This is a genomic window from Streptomyces sp. Ag109_O5-1 (assembly GCF_003814875.1).
Classification (GTDB): Bacteria; Actinomycetota; Actinomycetes; order Streptomycetales; family Streptomycetaceae; genus Streptomyces; species Streptomyces sasae.
In genome coordinates this window covers 5,041,123-5,061,702 of sequence record NZ_RKQF01000001.1, presented here as the reverse complement: position 1 = coordinate 5,061,702, position 20,580 = coordinate 5,041,123, and the positions used below count along the sequence as shown (strand labels likewise).

At 69.5% G+C, this 20,580-nt stretch carries 2 protein-coding genes (1 of these 2 only partly in view); both read left to right on the top strand.

Features of this window, described 5'->3' with window-relative positions; translation table 11 throughout:
• On the top strand, nucleotides 1–6,784 hold the 3' portion of the coding sequence (locus tag EDD90_RS58615; RefSeq protein WP_123974824.1) for a non-ribosomal peptide synthetase. 6,242 nt of this gene lie to the left of the window's left edge; 6,784 of the gene's 13,026 nt are visible here — the last part of the coding sequence; its start codon lies beyond the left edge, outside the window; it ends in the stop codon at nucleotides 6,782–6,784.
• The gene (locus EDD90_RS22930; RefSeq protein ID WP_123974823.1) at nucleotides 6,784–20,580 is read left to right on the top strand and encodes a non-ribosomal peptide synthetase; all 13,797 of its coding nucleotides are present in this window, start codon (nucleotides 6,784–6,786) and stop codon (nucleotides 20,578–20,580) included. Before EDD90_RS58615 ends, EDD90_RS22930 begins: the two co-directional genes overlap by 1 nt.

The following is a 20,580-nucleotide window of genomic DNA, read 5'->3' as shown; positions in this document are numbered from 1 at the left end:
GTTCGCCGAGGTCCTCGGGCTGGAGTCCGTCGGGGTCGATGACGACTTCTTCGTCCTGGGCGGGCATTCGCTGCTGGCGGTGCGCCTGGTGGAGTGGCTGCGGGTGCGGGGTGTGTCGGTGTCGGTGCGGACGCTGTTTGAGGCGCCGACGCCGGCGAGGCTGGCGGCTGCGTCGGGTGCGGTGTCGGTGGTGGTGCCGGAGAACCTGATTCCGGACGGGGCGCAGGTGATCACGCCGGAGATGCTGCCGCTGGTGGAGCTGACCGAGGCCGAGGTCCAGGCGGTGGTTTCCGGGGTCGAGGGTGGTGCGGGCAATGTCGCGGACATCTATCCGCTGGCTCCGCTGCAGGAAGGGATTCTGTTCCACCACCTGCTGGCCGACGGCGGTGACGACACCTATGTGACGCCGTTCGTGCTGGAGTTCGATGACCGGTCCCGGGTGGACGGGTTCGTCGCTGCGTTGCAGCAGGTGGTCGACCGGCATGATGTGTTCCGGACCTCGGTGGTGTGGCAGGGGTTGCGGGAGCCGGTGCAGGTGGTGTGGCGTTCGGCGGCGTTGTCGGTGACCGAGGTGAGCCTTGCCGCCGCGGACGGCACCGATTTGGCGGCGGACCTGATTTCTGCGGTCGGGCTGTCGATGGATCTGGGGCGTGCGCCGCTGCTGGATCTGCATGTGGCCGAGGTCTCTGGTGGCCGGTGGCTGGGGCTGGTGCGGACGCATCATCTGGTGCAGGACCACACCGCGATGGACATCGTGCTGGACGAGATCCAGACGATCCTGGCCGGGCGTGGCGAGGAGTTGCCGGAGCCGTTGCCGTTCCGGGACTTCGTGGCCCAGGCCCGGGCCGGGCTCGAGACTGGGGAGCACGAGGAATTCTTCCGGGAGCTTTTGGCCGGGGTGGAGGAGCCGACCGCGGCGTTCGGAGTCAGCGACGTGCGCGGTGACGGTTCCGAGGTTGTTCACGCAATACGTGATCTGGATGCTGATCTGGGGGTGCGGCTGCGGGAGGTGGCCCGGCGGTTGGGGGCCAGCGCGGCGACGGTGATGCATGTGGCGTGGTCGCGGGTGCTGGCGGTGGTTGCGGGCCGTGACGACGTGGTGTTCGGCACGGTGCTGTTCGGGCGGATGAACGCGGGCGCCGGCTCGGACCGGGTGCCTGGACTGTTCATGAACACCCTGCCGGTGCGGGTGCGTACCGGGGATCTCGGTGTGCTGGATGCGGTCACGGCGATGCGTGGACTGCTGGCCGGCCTGCTGGAGCACGAGCACGCGCCGTTGGCGCTGGCCCAGCGTGCCAGCGCGGTGCCGGCGGACGAGCCGTTGTTCACCACGCTGTTCAACTACCGGCACAACACCGCCGGCGGGTCTCAGGGCGCTGGTGAGTCCGACGCCGCCGACGGCGACGGGTTCGAGGGCCTCCGGCCGGTCTTCATCCAGGAGCAGACGAACTATCCGTTGACGGTGTCGGTCGATGACAACGGTGATGGTCTTGGCCTCGTGGTGGATGCGGTCGGGCCGATCGATCCGCGGGCGGTTGCCGGGATGCTGCATACGGCGGTCGGTGACCTGGTGGCGGCGCTGGAGGACGCTCTGGAGGGCGGTGCGCAGACGCCGCTGTCCGGGGTGAGCGTGCTGGATGGCACGGAGCTGGACCGGGTGCTGCGCCAGTGGAACGACACGGCGGCCGAGGTGCCGGTGGGGACGTTGCCGGGGTTGTTCGCGGGGCAGGTGGCGCGGTCTCCGGATGCTGTGGCGGTGGTGTTTGAGGGCGTGTCGGTGTCGTATGCGGAGTTGGATGCGCGGGCGAACCGGTTGGCGCGGTATCTGTGCGGGCTGGGTGTGGGCCCGGAGTCGGTGGTGGGAGTGTGTCTGCCGCGGGGTGTGGAGATGGTGGTGGCGTTGCTGGCGGTGCTCAAGGCGGGGGCGGCGTATCTGCCGGTGGATCCGGAGCTGCCGGCGGAGCGGGTCTCGTTCGTGCTGGCGGATGCGGGTGCGGTGTGTGTGATCGCTGATGCGGTGTCCGGGGCTGGGGTGGCTGCGGGTTCGGTGCCGGTTGTGGTGGTGGATGATCCGCGGGTGTCGGCGTTGTCCGGTGATGCGGTGCCGGTGTCGGTGGTGTCGGGGAATCCGGCGTATGTGATCTATACGTCGGGGTCGACGGGTGTGCCGAAGGGTGTGGTGGTGTCGCATGCCGGGATTGTGAACCGGTTGGTGTGGATGCAGGACCGGTTCGGGCTGGCGCCGGGGGAGCGGGTGTTGCACAAGACGCCGTTCGGGTTCGATGTGTCGGTGTGGGAGTTGTTCTGGCCGCTGGTCCAGGGTGCGGTGATGGTGGTGGCCCGGCCGGGTGGTCATCGGGATCCGGGGTATGTGGCCGAGCTGGTGCGTGAGCAGCGGGTGGACACGGTGCATTTCGTGCCCTCGATGCTGGAGGCGTTCTTGGCGGTGCCGCAGGCCGGGCGGTGCGGGTCGTTGCGGCGGGTGGTGTGTTCGGGTGAGGCGTTGGGCGCCGGTGTCCGGGACCGGTTCTTCGCCGTGTTCGGTGCGGATGCGGGGTTGTTCAACCTGTACGGTCCGACCGAGGCGTCGGTGGACGTGACCGGGTATCAGGTGCGGCCCGACGGGTCGTCGGTGGTGCCGATCGGGCGTCCGGTTGCGAACACGCGGGTGTTCGTGCTGGATGAGCGGCTGTGCCCGGTGCCGGTGGGTGTGGCGGGGGAGTTGTATCTGGCCGGTGTGCAGTTGGCGCGTGGGTATGTGGGGCGTGCGGGTCTGACGGCGGAGCGGTTCGTGGCCGACCCGTTCGACACCGACCCGGTCGGTGGTGGCCGGTTGTACCGGACCGGGGATGTGGTGCGCTGGTCCGCCGAGGGTGAGCTGGTGTATCTGGGGCGGGCCGATGAGCAGGTGAAGGTGCGTGGGTTCCGGATCGAGCCGGGTGAGATCCAGGCGGTCATCGCCGCGCACCCGCAGGTCGCCCAGGCCGCCGTGATCGCCCGGGAAGACGAGACGGGGGACAAGCGGCTGGTCGCCTACGTCGTCCCGGCGGCCGGGGATCAGGCTGATCCGGGCACGCTGCGGGAGTTCGCCGCGTCGCGGTTGCCGGAGTACATGGTGCCGTCGGCGGTGATGGTGCTCGAGGCCCTGCCGTTGACGGTGAACGGCAAGCTGGACCGCAAGGCGCTGCCGGCGCCGGACTTCGCATCGCTCACCGGTTCCGGGCGTGGCCCGGCGAATGTGCGTGAGGAGGTGCTGTGTCAGGCGTTCGCCGAGGTCCTCGGGCTGGAGTCGGTCGGGGTGGAGGATGACTTCTTCGCTCTGGGCGGGCATTCGCTGCTGGCGGTGCGCCTGGTGGAGTGGCTGCGGGTGCGGGGTGTGTCGGTGTCGGTGCGGACGCTGTTCGAGGCTCCGACGCCGGCGAGGTTGGCGGCTGCGTCGGGTGCGGTGTCGGTTTCGGTGCCGGAGAACCTGATTCCGGACGGGGCGCAGGTGATCACGCCGGAGATGCTGCCGCTGGTGGAGCTGACCGAGGCCGAGGTCCAGGCGGTGGTTTCCGGGGTCGAGGGTGGTGCGGGCAATGTCGCGGACATCTATCCGCTGGCTCCGCTGCAGGAAGGGATTCTGTTCCACCACCTGCTGGCCGACGGCGGTCAGGACGCGTATGTGCTGCCGAGCGTCATCGAGTTCGATGACCGGTCCCGGGTGGACGGGTTCGTCGCTGCGTTGCAGCAGGTGGTCGACCGGCATGATGTGTTCCGGACCTCGGTGGTGTGGCAGGGGTTGCGGGAGCCGGTGCAGGTGGTGTGGCGCTCCGCGGCGCTTCCCGTCACTGAGGTGAGTCTTGACACCCATGCGGCGGATCCGGCGGCCGAGCTCATGTCCGTGGTGGGGTTGGTGATGGATCTGGGGCGTGCGCCGCTGCTGGATCTGCATGTGGCCGAGGTCTCTGGTGGCCGGTGGCTGGGGCTGGTGCGGGTGCATCATCTGGTGCAGGACCACACCGCGCTGGACATCGTGCTGGACGAGATCCAGACGATTCTGGCCGGGCGTGCCGAGACGCTGCCGGAGCCGTTGCCGTTCCGGGACTTCGTGGCGCAGGCCCGGGCCGGGCTGGACAGTGGGGAGCACGAGGAGTTCTTCCGGGAGCTTTTGGCCGGGGTGGAGGAGCCGACCGCGGCGTTCGGAGTCAGCGACGTGCGCGGTGACGGTTCCGAGGTTGTTCACGCAATACGCGGTCTGGATGCCGGTGTTGTGGTGCGGCTGCGGGAGGTGGCCCGGCGGTTGGGGGCCAGTGCGGCGACGGTGATGCATGTGGCGTGGTCGCGGGTGCTGGCGGTGGTTGCGGGCCGTGACGACGTGGTGTTCGGCACGGTGCTGTTCGGGCGGATGAACGCGGGCGCCGGCTCGGACCGGGTGCCTGGACTGTTCATGAACACCCTGCCGGTGCGGGTGCGTACCGGGGATCTCGGTGTGCTGGATGCGGTCACGGCGATGCGTGGACTGCTGGCCGGGTTGCTGGAGCACGAGCATGCGCCGTTGGCGCTGGCCCAGCGTGCCAGCGCGGTGCCGGCGGACGAGCCGTTGTTCACCACGCTGTTCAACTACCGGCACAACACCGCCGGCGGGTCTCAGGGCGCTGAGAGTGACGGTGCGGCCCACGGCGACGGGTTCGAGGGCCTCCGGCCGGTGTTCTCCCGGGAGCAGACGAACTATCCGTTGTCGGTGTCGGTCGATGACGACGGTGATGGTCTCGGTCTGATGGTGGATGCGGTCGGGCCGATCGATCCGCGGGCGGTTGCCGGGATGCTGCATACGGCGGTCGGTGACCTGGTGGCGGCGCTGGAGGACGCTCTGGAGGGCGGTGCGCAGACGCCGCTGTCCGGGGTGAGCGTGCTGGATGGCACGGAGCTGGACCGGGTGCTGCGTCAGTGGAACGACACGGCGGCCGAGGTGCCGGTGGGGACGTTGCCGGGGTTGTTCGCGGGGCAGGTGGCGCGGTCTCCGGATGCTGTGGCGGTGGTGTTCGAGGGCGTGTCGGTGTCGTATGCGGAGTTGGATGCGCGGGCGAACCGGTTGGCGCGGTATCTGTGCGGGCTGGGTGTGGGTCCGGAGTCGGTGGTGGGGGTGTGTCTGCCGCGGGGTGTGGAGATGGTGGTGGCGTTGCTGGCGGTGCTCAAGGCGGGGGCGGCGTATCTGCCGGTGGATCCGGAGCTGCCGGCGGAGCGGGTCTCGTTCGTGTTGGCGGATGCGGGTGCGGTGTGTGTGCTGACGGAGTCCGTGGTGGCCGGGGTGCTTTCCGGTGTGGACGTTGGTTCGGTGCCGGTGGTGGTTGTGGATGATCCGGGGGTGGTGGCGGCGGTGGCGGCGTTGTCGGCCGCTGATCCCGGGGTGTCGGTGGTGTCGGGGAATCCGGCGTATGTGATCTATACGTCGGGGTCGACGGGTGTGCCGAAGGGTGTGGTGGTGTCGCATGCCGGGATTGTGAACCGGTTGGTGTGGATGCAGGACCGGTTCGGGCTGGCGCCGGGGGAGCGGGTGTTGCACAAGACGCCGTTCGGGTTCGATGTGTCGGTGTGGGAGTTGTTCTGGCCGCTGGTCCAGGGTGCGGTGATGGTGGTGGCCCGGCCGGGTGGTCATCGGGATCCGGGGTATGTGGCCGAGCTGGTGCGTGAGCAGCGGGTGGACACGGTGCATTTCGTGCCCTCGATGCTGGAGGCGTTCTTGGCGGTGCCGCAGGCCGGGCGGTGCGGGTCGTTGCGGCGGGTGGTGTGTTCGGGTGAGGCGTTGGGCGCCGGTGTCCGGGACCGGTTCTTCGCCGTGTTCGGTGCGGATGCGGGGTTGTTCAACCTGTACGGTCCGACCGAGGCGTCGGTGGACGTGACCGGGTATCAGGTGCGGCCCGACGGGTCGTCGGTGGTGCCGATCGGGCGTCCGGTTGCGAACACGCGGGTGTTCGTGCTGGATGAGCGGCTGTGCCCGGTGCCGGTGGGTGTGGCGGGTGAGTTGTATCTGGCCGGTGTGCAGTTGGCGCGGGGGTATGTGGGGCGTGCGGGTCTGACCGCGGAGCGGTTCGTGGCCGACCCGTTCGACACCGACCCGGCCGGTGGTGGCCGGTTGTACCGGACCGGGGATGTGGTGCGCTGGTCCGCCGAGGGTGAGCTGGTGTATCTGGGGCGTGCCGATGAGCAGGTGAAGGTGCGTGGGTTCCGGATCGAGCCGGGTGAGATCCAGGCGGTCATCGCCGCGCACCCGCAGGTCGCCCAGGCCGCCGTGATCGCCCGCGAGGACGAGACGGGGGACAAGCGGCTGGTCGCCTATGTCGTCCCGGTGGCCGGGGATCAGGCTGATCCGGGCACGCTGCGGGAGTTCGCCGCGTCGCGGTTGCCGGAGTACATGGTGCCGTCGGCGGTGATGGTGCTCGAGGCCCTGCCGTTGACGGTGAACGGCAAGCTGGACCGCAAGGCGCTGCCGGCGCCGGACTTCGCATCGCCCGCCAGTTCCAGGCGTGCTCCGGCCAACGCGCGCGAAGAGGCGCTGTGCCAGGCGTTCGCCGAGGTCCTGGGCCTGGAGTCCGTCGGAGTCGACGACGACTTCTTCGACCTAGGGGGGAACTCGCTGCTTGCGGTGCGGCTGATCAGCCGCATCCGCTCTTTGCTCAAGGTGGAAGTGCCGTTGCGGGTGCTGTTGAACGAACCGACCGTCGCCCGGCTTGCACGTCAGATCCAGAACCAGAAGCCAGCCAGGCCGGCGTTGCGGCCGATGCGAAACTCGGAGGAGTCCTGATGTATCCGCTGTCATATGCGCAGCGCCGTCTGTGGTTCATCGGCCAGCTTGAGGGCCCGAGCACGACCTACAACATCCCGACGGTGGTACCGCTGCCTGGCCGACTCGACTCGGCCGCGCTGGGTTCTGCGTTGCGCGATGTCATCGGGCGGCACGAGGCGCTGCGCACGGTGTTCCCTATAGTCGACGGAGAGCCGTTCCAGAACGTCCTCGATATCGACGGCCTGGATTGGGAGCTCCACGTGCGGGAGGTGCCCGCTGACGCCCTGCCCGCCGCGATCGACGAAGCGACGCAATATGTGTTCGACCTCCAGTCCGAGGTGCCGATCCAAGCATGGCTGTTTTCGACCGGCCCCGAGGAACACGTCTTGACGGTGGTCATGCACCACATCGCCAGCGATGGCTGGTCGACGGAGCCGTTCATCAGGGACTTCACCACGGCCTATGAGGCGCGTCTCGAGGGTCGTGCTCCACAGTGGGAACCGTTGCCGGTGCAGTACGCGGACTACACGCTCTGGCAGCGGGAGCTGTTGGGCAGCGAGGACGACCCGGACAGTGTGATGTCCCAGCAGGTCGCCTACTGGCGCCAGGCCCTTGCCGGAGCGCCGGAAGAGCTGGAACTGCCTTTCGATCGACCGCGATCCCTCGTCGCCGACCATCGCGGGCACAGAGTTCCGCTGCAGATCTCCGCTGACGCGCACGCGCGACTGCTCGAGGTCGCGCGCGAGCAGGGCGTCACGGTGTTCATGCTGCTGCAGACTGCGTTGGCGGTGCTGCTTTCGAAGCTGGGGGCCGGTACGGACATCCCGATCGGGGTCGCGGTCGCCGGGCGTACCGACGACGCGCTGAATGATTTGATCGGGTTCTTCGTCAACACCCTCGTGATCCGGACCGACCTGTCAGGGGATCCGACCTTTCAGCAGCTACTCGCTCAGGTCAGGGATACGGGATGGCGTGCCTTCGAGAATCAGGATGTGCCGTTCGAGCGTCTGGTGGAGGAGCTGGCCCCGGCCCGGTCGCTCGCGAGGCAACCGCTGTTCCAGGTGATGCTCACCGTTGAGAAGGACGCTCAGGCGGTCCGCGGCCCGTCGGGTCCGCGGACCGGGGGCGCGTCGGCACCGCACCCGGACTCGCGGCCGGGGGTTTCGGTGGCAAAGTTCGATGTCGACCTGAATCTCAGCGAGATGTACTACGTCGATGGCGCTCCAGCAGGTATACGGGGTGCGGTGACGGGAGCAGCTGCTTTGTTCGATGCTGCGAGCGTCGCGCTGATTGCCGAACGTTTGGTCAGGGTATTGGAGGCGGTGCTCGCCGATCCGGGGCTGCCGGTGTCCGGGGTGGACGTATTGGGCGTGGCCGAATCGGATCGCGTGCTGCGTCAGTGGAACCACACCGGTTTCGTGGTACCGGAGGTCTCGGTGCCGGAGTTGTTCGCGGCGCAGGTGGCCCGGACGCCTGATGCGCCGGCGGTGGCGAGCGGTGGGGTCGAGGTTTCGTACGCCGAGCTGGATGCTCGGGCGAATCGTCTGGCGCGGTATTTGTCGGGGTTGGGGGTGGGCCCGGAGTCGGTGGTGGGCCTGTGTCTGCCGCGCGGTGTGGAAATGATCGTGGCGGTGCTGGGGGTGTGGAAAGCGGGGGGCGCGTACCTGCCTGTGGATCCGGAGTACCCGGCTGAGCGGATAGGTTTCATGCTCTCTGATGCGGCGCCGGTGTGTGTGCTGACAGTGGCCGGGGTGGCTGGGGCGCTCTCGGAGCTGGAGGGTACCGCGGGGGCTGAGCCGGTGGTGGTACTCGACGATCCGGGGATGGTTGCGGGGCTGGCGGCTGAGAAGGGCGGTGCGCCTCGCGGGGCGGTGCCGGTGGTGCCGGGGTGTGCGGCGTACGTGATTTACACGTCGGGGTCGACGGGGACGCCGAAGGGTGTGGTGGTCGAGCATCGCTCGGTGGCTGCGTTGGTGGCGTGGGCGGGTTCGCGTTTCGGAGCGGCCGGGGAGTTCGAGCGTGTGTTGGGTTCGACGTCACTGAGTTTTGACGTGTCGGTGTTCGAGCTGCTGGGGCCGTTGTGCGCGGGCGGTTGTGTGGAGGTGGTGGAGGACCTGCTGGCGTTGGCGGATGGGACCGGCGGGGTGGGCGAGGTCTCGTTGGTCAGTGCGGTGCCTTCAGCGTTGGTGCGGGTGCTGTCGGGTGCTGGCAGTGGTCTGTCCGGGGCCGGGGCGGTGGTGTTGGCGGGTGAAGGCCTGTCCGCAGGGGTTCTGGGTGCGGTGCGTGAGGCGTTGCCCGCTGCTGCGGTAGCCAACATCTATGGTCCGACCGAGGCGACGGTGTATGCCACGGCGTGGTTCGATGACGGCGCGCAGCGCCCGGAGGCGGGGTGGGTGCCGCCGATCGGGCGGCCGATCGGCGGGGCGCGGGTGTTCGTGCTGGACGACCGGCTGGCTCCGGTGCCGGTGGGGGTGCCCGGGGAGTTGTATATCGCGGGTTCGGGGGTGGCCCGCGGCTATCTGGGGCGTGCGGGTCTGACCGCGGGCCGGTTCGTGGCCGACCCCTTCGACACCGACCCGGCCGGTGGCGGCCGCCTGTACCGGACCGGGGACGTGGTGCGCTGGTCCGCCGAGGGTGAGCTGGTGTATCTGGGGCGTGCCGATGAGCAGGTGAAGGTGCGTGGGTTCCGGATCGAGCCGGGCGAGATCGAGGCGGTGATCGCCGGGCATCCGCAGATCTCTCAGGCCGCGGTGATCGTCCGGGAGGACGCCACTGGTGACAAGCGGCTGGTCGCCTACGTGGTCCCGGCGGCCGGGGCAGAGGCGGATCCGGTCGTGTTGCGGGAGCACGTCGGCGCCCGGCTGCCGGAGTACATGGTGCCCTCGGCGGTGATGGTGCTCGAGGCCCTGCCGTTGACGGTGAACGGCAAGCTGGACCGCAGGGCGCTGCCGGCGCCGGACTTCGCATCGCTCGCCGGTTCCGGGCGTGGCCCGGCCAACGTGCGTGAGGAGGTGCTGTGTCAGGCGTTCGCCGAGGTCCTGGGCCTGGAGTCGGTCGGAGTCGATGACGACTTCTTCGCTCTGGGCGGGCATTCGCTGCTGGCCGTGCGCCTGGTGGAGTGGCTGCGGGTGCGGGGTGTGTCGGTCTCGGTGCGGGCGCTGTTCCTGTCGCCCTCGCCGGCGGGCCTAGCGTCGATGGCCGCTCCGGTGTCGGTGGTGGTGCCGGAGAACCTGATTCCGGACGGGGCGCAGGTGATCACGCCGGAGATGCTGCCGTTGGTGGAGCTGACCGAGGCCGAGGTCCAGGCTGTGGTTTCCGGGGTCGAGGGTGGTGCGGGCAACGTCGCGGACATCTACCCGCTGGCTCCGCTGCAGGAAGGGATTCTGTTCCACCACCTGCTGGCCGACGGCGGTCAGGACGCGTATGTGCTGCCGAGCGTCATCGAGTTCGATGACCGGTCCCGGCTGGACGGGTTCGTCGCTGCGTTGCAGCAGGTGGTCGACCGGCATGATGTGTTCCGGACCTCGGTGGTGTGGCAGGGGTTGCGGGAGCCGGTGCAGGTGGTGTGGCGCTCCGCGGCGCTTCCCGTCACTGAGGTGAGTCTTGACACCCATGCGGCGGATCCGGCGGCCGAGCTCATGTCCGTGGTGGGGTTGGTGATGGATCTGGGGCGTGCGCCGCTGCTGGATCTGCATGTGGCCGAGGTCTCTGGTGGCCGGTGGCTGGGGCTGGTGCGGGTGCATCATCTGGTGCAGGACCACACCGCGCTGGACATCGTGCTGGACGAGATCCAGACGATTCTGGCCGGGCGTGCCGAGACGCTGCCGGAGCCGTTGCCGTTCCGGGACTTCGTGGCGCAGGCCCGGGCCGGGCTGGACAGTGGGGAGCACGAGGAGTTCTTCCGGGAGCTTTTGGCCGGGGTGGAGGAGCCGACCGCGGCGTTCGGAGTCAGCGACGTGCGCGGTGACGGTTCGGACGTGGTGCGGGCGACCATGCCTCTGGATGCCGGTGTGGTGGCGCGGCTGCGGGAAGTCTCGCGGAGTCTGGGGGCCAGTGCGGCGACGGTGCTGCATGTGGCGTGGTCGCGGGTGCTGGCGGTGGTTGCGGGCCGTGACGACGTGGTGTTCGGCACGGTGCTGTTCGGGCGGATGAACGCGGGCGCCGGCTCGGACCGGGTGCCTGGACTGTTCATGAACACCCTGCCGGTGCGGGTGCGTACCGGGGATCTCGGTGTGCTGGATGCGGTCACGGCGATGCGTGGACTGCTGGCCGGCCTGCTGGAGCACGAGCACGCGCCGTTGGCGCTGGCCCAGCGTGCCAGCGCGGTGCCGGCGGACGAGCCGTTGTTCACCACGCTGTTCAACTACCGGCACAACACCGCCGGCGGGTCTCAGGGCGCTGGTGAGTCCGACGCCGCCGACGACGGCGGATTCGAGGGCCTCCGGCCGGTGTTCTCCCGGGAGCAGACGAACTATCCGTTGACGGTGTCGGTCGATGACAACGGTGATGGTCTTGGCCTCGTGGTGGATGCGGTCGGGCCGATCGATCCGCGGGCGGTTGCCGGGATGCTGCATACGGCGGTCGGTGACCTGGTGGCGGCGCTGGAGGACGCTCTGGAGGGCGGTGCGCAGACGCCGCTGTCCGGGGTGAGCGTGCTGGATGGCACGGAGCTGGACCGGGTGCTGCGCCAGTGGAACGACACGGCGGCCGAGGTGCCGGTGGGGACGTTGCCGGGGTTGTTCGCGGGGCAGGTGGCGCGGACTCCGGATGCTGTGGCGGTGGTGTTTGAGGGCGTGTCGGTGTCGTATGCGGAGTTGGATGCGCGGGCGAACCGGTTGGCGCGGTATCTGTGCGGGCTGGGTGTGGGTCCGGAGTCGGTGGTGGGGGTGTGTCTGCCGCGGGGTGTGGAGATGGTGGTGGCGTTGCTGGCGGTGCTCAAGGCGGGGGCGGCGTATCTGCCGGTGGATCCGGAGCTGCCGGCGGAGCGGGTCTCGTTCGTGCTGGCGGATGCGGGTGCGGTGTGTGTGATCGCTGATGCGGTGTCCGGGGCTGGGGTGGCTGCGGGTTCGGTGCCGGTTGTGGTGGTGGATGATCCGCGGGTGTCGGCGTTGTCCGGTGATGCGGTGCCGGTGTCGGTGGTGTCGGGGAATCCGGCGTATGTGATCTATACGTCGGGGTCGACGGGTGTGCCGAAGGGTGTGGTGGTGTCGCATGCCGGGATTGTGAACCGGTTGGTGTGGATGCAGGACCGGTTCGGGCTGGCGCCGGGGGAGCGGGTGTTGCACAAGACGCCGTTCGGGTTCGATGTGTCGGTGTGGGAGTTGTTCTGGCCGCTGGTCCAGGGTGCGGTGATGGTGGTGGCCCGGCCGGGTGGTCATCGGGATCCGGGGTATGTGGCCGAGCTGGTGCGTGAGCAGCGGGTGGACACGGTGCATTTCGTGCCCTCGATGCTGGAGGCGTTCTTGGCGGTGCCGCAGGCCGGGCGGTGCGGGTCGTTGCGGCGGGTGGTGTGTTCGGGTGAGGCGTTGGGCGCCGGTGTCCGGGACCGGTTCTTCGCCGTGTTCGGTGCGGATGCGGGGTTGTTCAACCTGTACGGTCCGACCGAGGCGTCGGTGGACGTGACCGGGTATCAGGTGCGGCCCGACGGGTCGTCGGTGGTGCCGATCGGGCGTCCGGTTGCGAACACGCGGGTGTTCGTGCTGGATGAGCGGCTGTGCCCGGTGCCGGTGGGTGTGGCGGGGGAGTTGTATCTGGCCGGTGTGCAGTTGGCGCGTGGGTATGTGGGGCGTGCGGGTCTGACGGCGGAGCGGTTCGTGGCCGACCCGTTCGACACCGACCCGGCCGGTGGTGGCCGCCTGTACCGGACCGGGGATGTGGTGCGCTGGGATGCCGAGGGCAACCTGGTGTATCTGGGGCGTGCCGATGAGCAGGTGAAGGTGCGTGGGTTCCGGATCGAGCCGGGTGAGATCCAGGCGGTCATCGCCGCGCACCCGCAGGTTGCCCAGGCCGCCGTGATCGCCCGGGAAGACGAGACGGGGGACAAGCGGCTGGTCGCCTACGTCGTCCCGATGGCCGGGGCCGCTGATGGTGCGAACCTCGGTGGGTTGCCGTACGTGGTCCGGGAGTTCGCCGCGTCGCGGTTGCCGGAGTACATGGTGCCGTCGGCGGTGGTGGTGCTGGAGGCGCTGCCGTTGACGGTGAACGGGAAGCTGGACCGCAGGGCGCTGCCGGCGCCTGACTTCACCGTGCTCGCTGGTTCCGGGCGTGGCCCGGCGAACGTGCGTGAGGAATTGCTGTGTCAGGCGTTCGCCGAGGTCCTGGGCCTGGAGTCCGTCGGCGTCGATGACGATTTCTTCGTCCTGGGTGGGCATTCGCTGCTGGCGGTGCGGTTGGTGAGCCGTATCCGGGCGGTGCTGGGTGTTGAGGTGTCGTTGCGGACGTTGTTCGAGGCTCCGACGGTGGCGGGTTTGGCGGCGCGGTTGTCGGGTGCTGGTGTGGCGCGTTCCGCGTTGGTGCCGCAGGTGCGTCCGGAGCGGTTGCCGCTGTCGTTCGCGCAGCAGCGGTTGTGGTTCATCGGGCAGTTGGAGGGCCCGAGTGCGACCTATAACAGCCCGGTCGTGGTGCGCTTGTCCGGTGGGGTCGACGAGGCTGCCCTGGCGGCGGCGTTGCGGGATGTGATCGGGCGGCACGAGGTGCTGCGCACCGTGTATCCCACGGCCGTGGACGGGCAGCCCTTCCAGCAGATCCTCGACCTCGACGATCTGGACTGGGAGCTGCGGGTCGTGGAGGTGGCCCCGGCTGATCTGCCTGAGCAGGTTGCGGCGGTGGCCGGGTACGCGTTCGATCTGGCGGTCGAGGTGCCGATCCGGGCGTGGCTGTTCACCGATGGCTCGGACGAGCATGTCCTGGTGGTGGTGGTGCATCACATTGCCAGTGATGGCTGGTCGACGGCGCCGTTGGCCAAGGATGTCTCGGGTGCGTATGCGGCGCGTCTTGAGGGGCGGGCTCCGGTGTGGGAGCCGTTGCCGGTGCAGTACGCGGACTACACGCTGTGGCAGCGCGAACTGCTGGGCAGCGAGGACGATCCGGAGAGTGTGATCTCGCGGCAGGTCGCCTACTGGCGGCAGGCCCTCGACGGGGCGCCGGAGGAGCTGGCGCTGCCGGCCGATCGGCCGCGTCCGGCGGTGGCGAGTCATCGTGGGCACACGGTGCCGTTGCAGGTTCCGGCCGAGGTGCATGCCCGGGTGCTGCGGGTGGCGCGGGAGCAGGGTGTGACGGTGTTCATGCTGCTGCAGGCCGCGCTGGCGGTGCTGGTCTCGAAGCTGGGTGCGGGTGAGGACATCCCGATCGGCTCGGCGGTCGCGGGGCGCACGGATGAGGCGCTGGACGATCTGGTCGGTTCGTTCGTCAACACCATGGTGGTGCGCACGGATCTGTCGGGGGATCCGACGTTCGAGCAGCTGCTGGCTCGGGTGCGTGAGGTGAGTCTGGCCGGGTTCGAGCATCAGGATGTGCCGTTCGAGCGTCTGGTGGAGGAACTCGCCCCGGCCCGCTCACTGTCCCGGCATCCGTTGTTCCAGGTGCTGTTGACCTTCCAGAACAATGCAGAGGCGGTCCTGGACCTGCCGGGTGTGCGGGTCGGCGGTCCGGCGGCACCGTCGGGGGCCTCGCCGGAGGCTTCGCCGGTGACGGAGAGCTCGTCGGTTGCGAAGTTCGACATCGATGTGATCGTGGGGGAGGTGTTCGGTGCGGGTGGGGTTCCGGCCGGGATTCGGGGCGGGGTGACCGGGTCGGCGGATCTGTTCGATGCGGGCACGGTGGCTTTGATCGCCGAGCGGTGGGTGCGGGTGCTGGAGGCGGTGACGGTCGATCCGTCGGTGTCGGTCTCCGGGGTGGACGTGCTGGGTGTGGAGGAGCGGCGCCGGGTGCTGGTGGAGTGGAACGGCACCGGCTCGGTGGTGTCGGGGGAGTTGGTGCCGGGGTTGATCGCGGCGCAGGCGGTCCGGGTGCCGGATGCTGTGGCCGTGGTCGCGGACGGTGTCGAGGTGTCCTATGCGCAGCTGGACGCTCGGGCGAATCGCCTGGCCCGGTATCTGTCGGGTTTGGGCGTGGGCCGGGAGTCGGTGGTGGGTCTGTGCCTGCCGCGGGGTCTGGACATGATCGTGGGCATGTTGGGGGTGTGGAAGGCGGGGGCTGCGTATCTGCCGATCGATCCGGGTTATCCGGTCGAGCGGGTCGCGTTCATGCTGGCCGACGCCCGCGCGGCGGTGTTGCTGGGGACCGAGGACGTCCTTGACGAGTTGCCGGCCGGGCGGGTTCCGATGGTGGCGTTGGACGACCCGGGTGTGGCTGTCGCGGTCTTGTCGATGTCCGATGCTCCGGTGCCGGTCTTGCTGCTGCCGGGTCAGCTGGCGTATGTGATCTACACGTCGGGCTCGACCGGGTTGCCGAAGGGTGTGGGGGTGACCCACGGCGGGCTGGCCAACTATGTGGCGTCGGTGCCGTCGCGGGTTGCTTTGGCGGGTGCCGGGCGGTTCGCGGTGGTGCAGGGGCAGGTCACCGACCTGGGTAACACGGTGGTGTTCGGGGCGCTGTCCTCGGGTGGGACGCTGGTGGTGGCGCCGGAGGAGGTGGTGACCGATCCGGTGGGGATGGCCGGGTTCTTCGCCGCGCAGCGGGTGGACGCGGTCAAGGTGGTGCCCTCGCACCTGGCGGCGCTGGGCGCGGGGTCGGCGGGTCTTGGCGGGGTGCTGCCGGGGCGGGGTGTGGTCCTGGGCGGGGAGGCGGCTTCGGCCGGCTGGGTGCGGGAGCTGGTCGAGGCGGCGGGCGAGGGCCGGGCGGTGTTCAATCACTACGGGCCGACCGAGACCACGATCGGGGTGCTCACGGCGTGTCTGGATGCGGGTGCGGTGGCCGCCGGTGTGGTGCCGATCGGCCGTCCGGTGGCCAACACCCGTGTGTATGTGCTCGATGACCGGCTTGTGCCGGTGCCGGTGGGGGTGGCCGGGGAGTTGTATGTCGCCGGGGCGCAGCTGGCCCGGGGGTATGTGGGGCGTGCGGCGCTGACCGCGGGGCGGTTCGTGGCCGACCCCTTCGACACCGCCGGTGGTGGCCGGTTGTACCGGACCGGGGACGTGGTGCGCTGGAGTGCCGAGGGCGAGCTGGTGTATCTGGGGCGTGCCGATGAGCAGGTGAAGGTGCGGGGGTTCCGGATCGAGCCGGGCGAGGTCGAGACGGTGCTCACCGCGCACCCGCAGATTGTCCAGGCCGCGGTCATCGCCCGGGAGGACACCACTGGCGACAAGCGCCTGGTGGCCTACGTCGTGCCGGTCGCTGCCGGGGATATGGAGGACCAAGACCAGGACCAGGACCAGGCGCTGGCCGGTGCGGTGCGGCAGTTCGTCGGCGCCCGGTTGCCCGAGCACCTGGTGCCCGCGGCGGTGGTGGTGCTGGAGGCGCTGCCGCTCACGGTGAACGGCAAGCTGGACCGCAAGGCCCTGCCCGCGCCGGAGGTCGCGACCACGGCCGCATCCGGCCGTGCCCCGGCCGGCCCGCGCGAGGAACTGCTGTGTCAGGCCTTCGCCGAGGTCCTCGGGCTGGAATCGGTCGGTGTGGACGACGACTTCTTCGATCTGGGCGGGCATTCACTGCTCGCGGTCCGGCTGATCAGCCGGGTCCGCACCCTCCTGGGAGCCGAGGTCGACATCCGCGCCCTGTTCGAAACCCCGACCGCCGCCGGCCTGGCGGAGCGGCTCTCAAGTGCCGGTGTGGCGCGGACCCCACTCGCGCTGCGGGAACGCCCGGAGCGCATCCCTCTTTCCTACGGCCAGCGTCGCCTGTGGATCATCGATCAGTTGGAGGGCCCGAGCGCGACCTACAACATTCCGGTCGCCGTGCGCCTGTCCGGCGAGGTGAATCAGTCTGCCTTGGCGGCGGCGTTGCGGGACGTGGTCGGTCGGCACGAGGTGCTGCGCACGGTCTTCCCCACAGCCGAGGACGGGCAGCCGATCCAGCAGATCATCGACCTCGAGGACCTCGACTGGGGACTGCAGGTGGTCCAGGTCTCCGAGGACGGACTGCCGGACGCCGTCGAGCAAGCCTCCCAGCACGTCTTCGACTTGGCGAACGAGGTGCCGTTCCGGGCGTGGTTGTTCACCAGCGGGCCGGATGACAACGTGCTGTTGGTCGTGGCGCATCACATCGCCAGTGACGGCTGGTCGTGGGCACCGTTGGGCAAGGACGTGACCAGGGCCTATGAGGCCCGGTGCACGGGTCGGGCCCCGGCGTGGGAGCCGCTGCCGTTGCAGTACGCGGACTACGCCGCGTGGCAGCAGGAGGTGCTGGGAGACGATCAGGACCCGGACAGCCTGATGTCCCATCAGGTGGCTTATTGGCGGGAGGCGCTGGCCGGAGTGCCTGAGGAGTTGACGCTCCCCTTCGACCGGCCGCGTCCGGCGGTGATCGGCCATGAGGGCACGGGGGCGCCGATCATGGTCCCTGCCTCCGTTCACGCCCGGCTGCTCACGGTGGCGCGCGAGCAGGGCGTAACGGTGTTCATGGTGCTGCAGGCCGCGCTGGCCGTGCTGCTGTCCAAGCTGGGTGCGGGCACGGACATCCCGATCGGTTCGGCGGCTGCCGGGCGCACCGATGAGGCGCTTGACGACCTGGTCGGTTACTTCGTCAACACTTTCGTGATGCGCACGGATCTGACCGGAGACCCGACGTTCACCGAGCTGCTGGCGCGGGTGCGCGAGACCGCGCTCTCGGCGTTCGAGCATCAGGACGTACCGTTCGAGCGGCTGGTGGAGGAGCTTGCCCCGGCCCGCTCGCTTTCCCGGCACCCGCTGTTCCAGGTGATGCTGCTGCTGGAGAACACCGCCACGGCGACGGTGGACCTGTCGGGCACCGAGGCGCGCAGCGTGTCGACCGGCTCGACGATGGCGAAGTTCGACCTGGACCTGAGCCTGCGCGAGGTGTACGACGCCTCCGGGGCACCGGCGGGGATGTTCGGCGGTCTGATCGCTGCGGCAGACCTGTTCGAACCGGAATCGGCTCGGCGGATCTCCGACCGCTGGGTGCGCGTCATCGAGGCGGTGACAGCCGATCCGGACATCCACCTGAGCGAGGTGCGGGTGCTCGCCGACGACGAGCGGGAGACGCTGCTCGCCACGTGGAACGACACTGAGGCCGAGTTGCCGGACACGACCGTCGTGGGTCTGTTCGAGGCGCAGGCCGGCCGCACCCCCGAGGCGGTCGCCATCCTCACCGGGGAAACGGAAGTGACGTTCGCACAGCTGGACGAGCGGGCCAACCGCCTCGCGCGCCTGCTGGCCGGCCGGGGAGTCGGGCCGGAGTCGATCGTCGCGGTGGTGCTGGAGCGCAAGGTCGACCTGATCGTGGCCCTGCTGGGCGTACTCAAGGCCGGAGCCGCGTATCTGCCGATCGACCCGGCCTACCCGGCGGGCCGGACCGCATACGTGCTCGCCGATTCGGGCGCGGTGTGCCTGGTGAGCGATGTGAGCATGCTCGAAAGGCTGGAAGAGTTCGAGGTACGGGTCGACGGCCACGACATCCTCCCCGTCGTGCTGCTCGACGATCCTGACGTCGTCGACGAACTCGCCGGGCTCCCGGGCGGCCGCCTCGAACCGGAGGAGCGCACGGGCTCCCTCCTGCCCGAGCACCCGATCTGGGTGATCTACACATCCGGTTCCACCGGGCGCCCCAAGGGGGTGCTCGTCGGTCACCGGGCCGTCGTCAACTTCCTGATGTCGATGCGCGAGCGGTTCGCGTTCCGCGCGGGGGACCGCCTGCTCGCGGTGAGCACGGTGGGTTGCGACATGGCGGGCCTGGAGTTCTACCTGCCGTTGGTCTGCGGTGTGCCGTTGGTGCTGGCCTCCCAGGAGCAGGTACTCGACCCGTGGGCGCTGCGGGCGCTGATCCGTTCCCGCGGCGCGACTGTCGTACACGCGACTCCGAGCCTCTGGCGCGGGCTGGTGTCGGATGCCGAAGACCGGGTCGACTGGTCGCAGGTGCGCGTGTACATCGGTGCCGAGGCGTTGCCCGATGATCTGGCGCGCACGCTCCTGGACCGGACGCCGTCACTGACGAACATGTACGGGCCGACCGAGACCACAGTCTGGTCCACCGCGAAACTGATCGACTCGGACGCCACCGACCTGACGTCGATCGGCGGGCCGATCGCGAACACCCAGGTGTACGTGCTTGACGACGCCCTCGCACCGGTGGCGCCGGGAGTCCGTGGCGAGCTGTACATCGCCGGAGACGGCTTGGCCCGCGGCTACCTGGGACGGCCGGGACTTTCCGCGGAGCGGTTCGTGGCATGCCCCTTCCTCGGTGGTGGCAAGCGGATGTACCGCACCGGAGACGTGGTGTGCTGGAGCGCCGACGGAGACCTCTCGTTCCTGGGACGCGCCGATGACCAGGTCAAGATCCGAGGCTTCCGAGTCGAGCTGGGCGAGGTCGAGGCCGTCGTCGCCGCTCACCCCGGAGTCGCCCAAGCCACGGTGATGGCCCGTGAGGACACCCCAGGGGAAAGGCGACTGGTCGCTTACGTCGTACCGGGCGGGGGCGAACGGGCAGTGCCCGACGACGCGGGTGAGAACCCTGCCACAGGCGACGACCTGTCCGCGCAGGTGCGGGCGTTCGCAGCGCTGCGCCTGCCCGGGTACATGGTGCCCTCGGCGGTGGTACAGCTCGACGACCTGCCGCTGATGCCGAACGGAAAGCTGGACCGCAAGGCCCTTCCCGCCCCCGATCCGACGGCCCGCCGGGTGGCGGACAACAGCAACGTCACCGCCCTCGAAGAACACATCCGCGAGGTGTTCGCCGAGGTTCTGGGCGTGGAGTCGGTCGGTGTGGATGACGACTTCTTCGCGCTGGGCGGACACTCGCTCCTGGTGGTTCAGGCTGTGGCACGGCTGAAGGAGCGGGGAGTGTCGTTCACGGTGCGCGACTTCTTTGCCGCCCCGACCGTGAGCGGCCTCATGGAGCGCATGAACCTGTCCTCCTTGCGCGACGTGCTCGACGTCCTCCTGCCGATCCGAAAGCAGGGTGATGAGCCCCCCTTCTTCTGCATGCACCCGGGCAGTGGCGTGGGCTGGTCCTACATGCCGATGGCGAGGTTCGCTCCGGGCGGGATCCCGCTCTACGCGTTGCAGGCGCGCGGAATCGACGGCGAAGGCCTGTTCGCGGCCTCGCTGACGGAGATGGCGCAGGACTACATCGAGCACATGCGCACCGTGCAGCCGACCGGACCGTACCGCCTGCTGGGCTGGTCCCACGGCGGAGTAGTGGCACACGAGGTCGCTGTGCTGCTCCAGGCGGCAGGGGAAGAGGTATCGGCCCTGATCATCCTGGACGCGTATCCGCCGCGCCGCAGGCCCGACGCCGAGTCGGCCGGGGGGGACGGGGAGGGCGGCCCGGCCGATGTCGAGCTGATGCCCGCCCCCGACCCGGATGGCGAGCTGCACGCGCTGAAGGAGTGGGCCCGCCGGATGGCCGGCCCGATTGGCGGGCTCTCGGATGACGAGGCCCTGCACTTCGCGCGCCTTTTCCTGAACAACCAGAGGATCGCCGTCGAGAACGACTATGGGCGGTTCGACGGGGATGTCCTGGTGCTGGTGGCAGAGGAGGGCAAGCCGGAGGGTGCGCCGACCGCCGAGGAGTGGGGGCCCTATGTGAGCGGGACGATCTCGGAGGTCCGAATCCCGTGTCCGCACAGTCACATGGTCGAACCTGAACGGCTGGGTGACATCTGGTCGGCGATAGCGGACTGGATGGGAGCGAAGGACTGA

Bases quoted from the DNA above. Each gene is read 5' to 3' on its own strand.
- EDD90_RS22930 (WP_123974823.1), top strand. From the start codon at position 6,784: ATGTATCCGCTGTCATATGCGCAGCGCCGTCTGTGGTTCATCGGCCAG.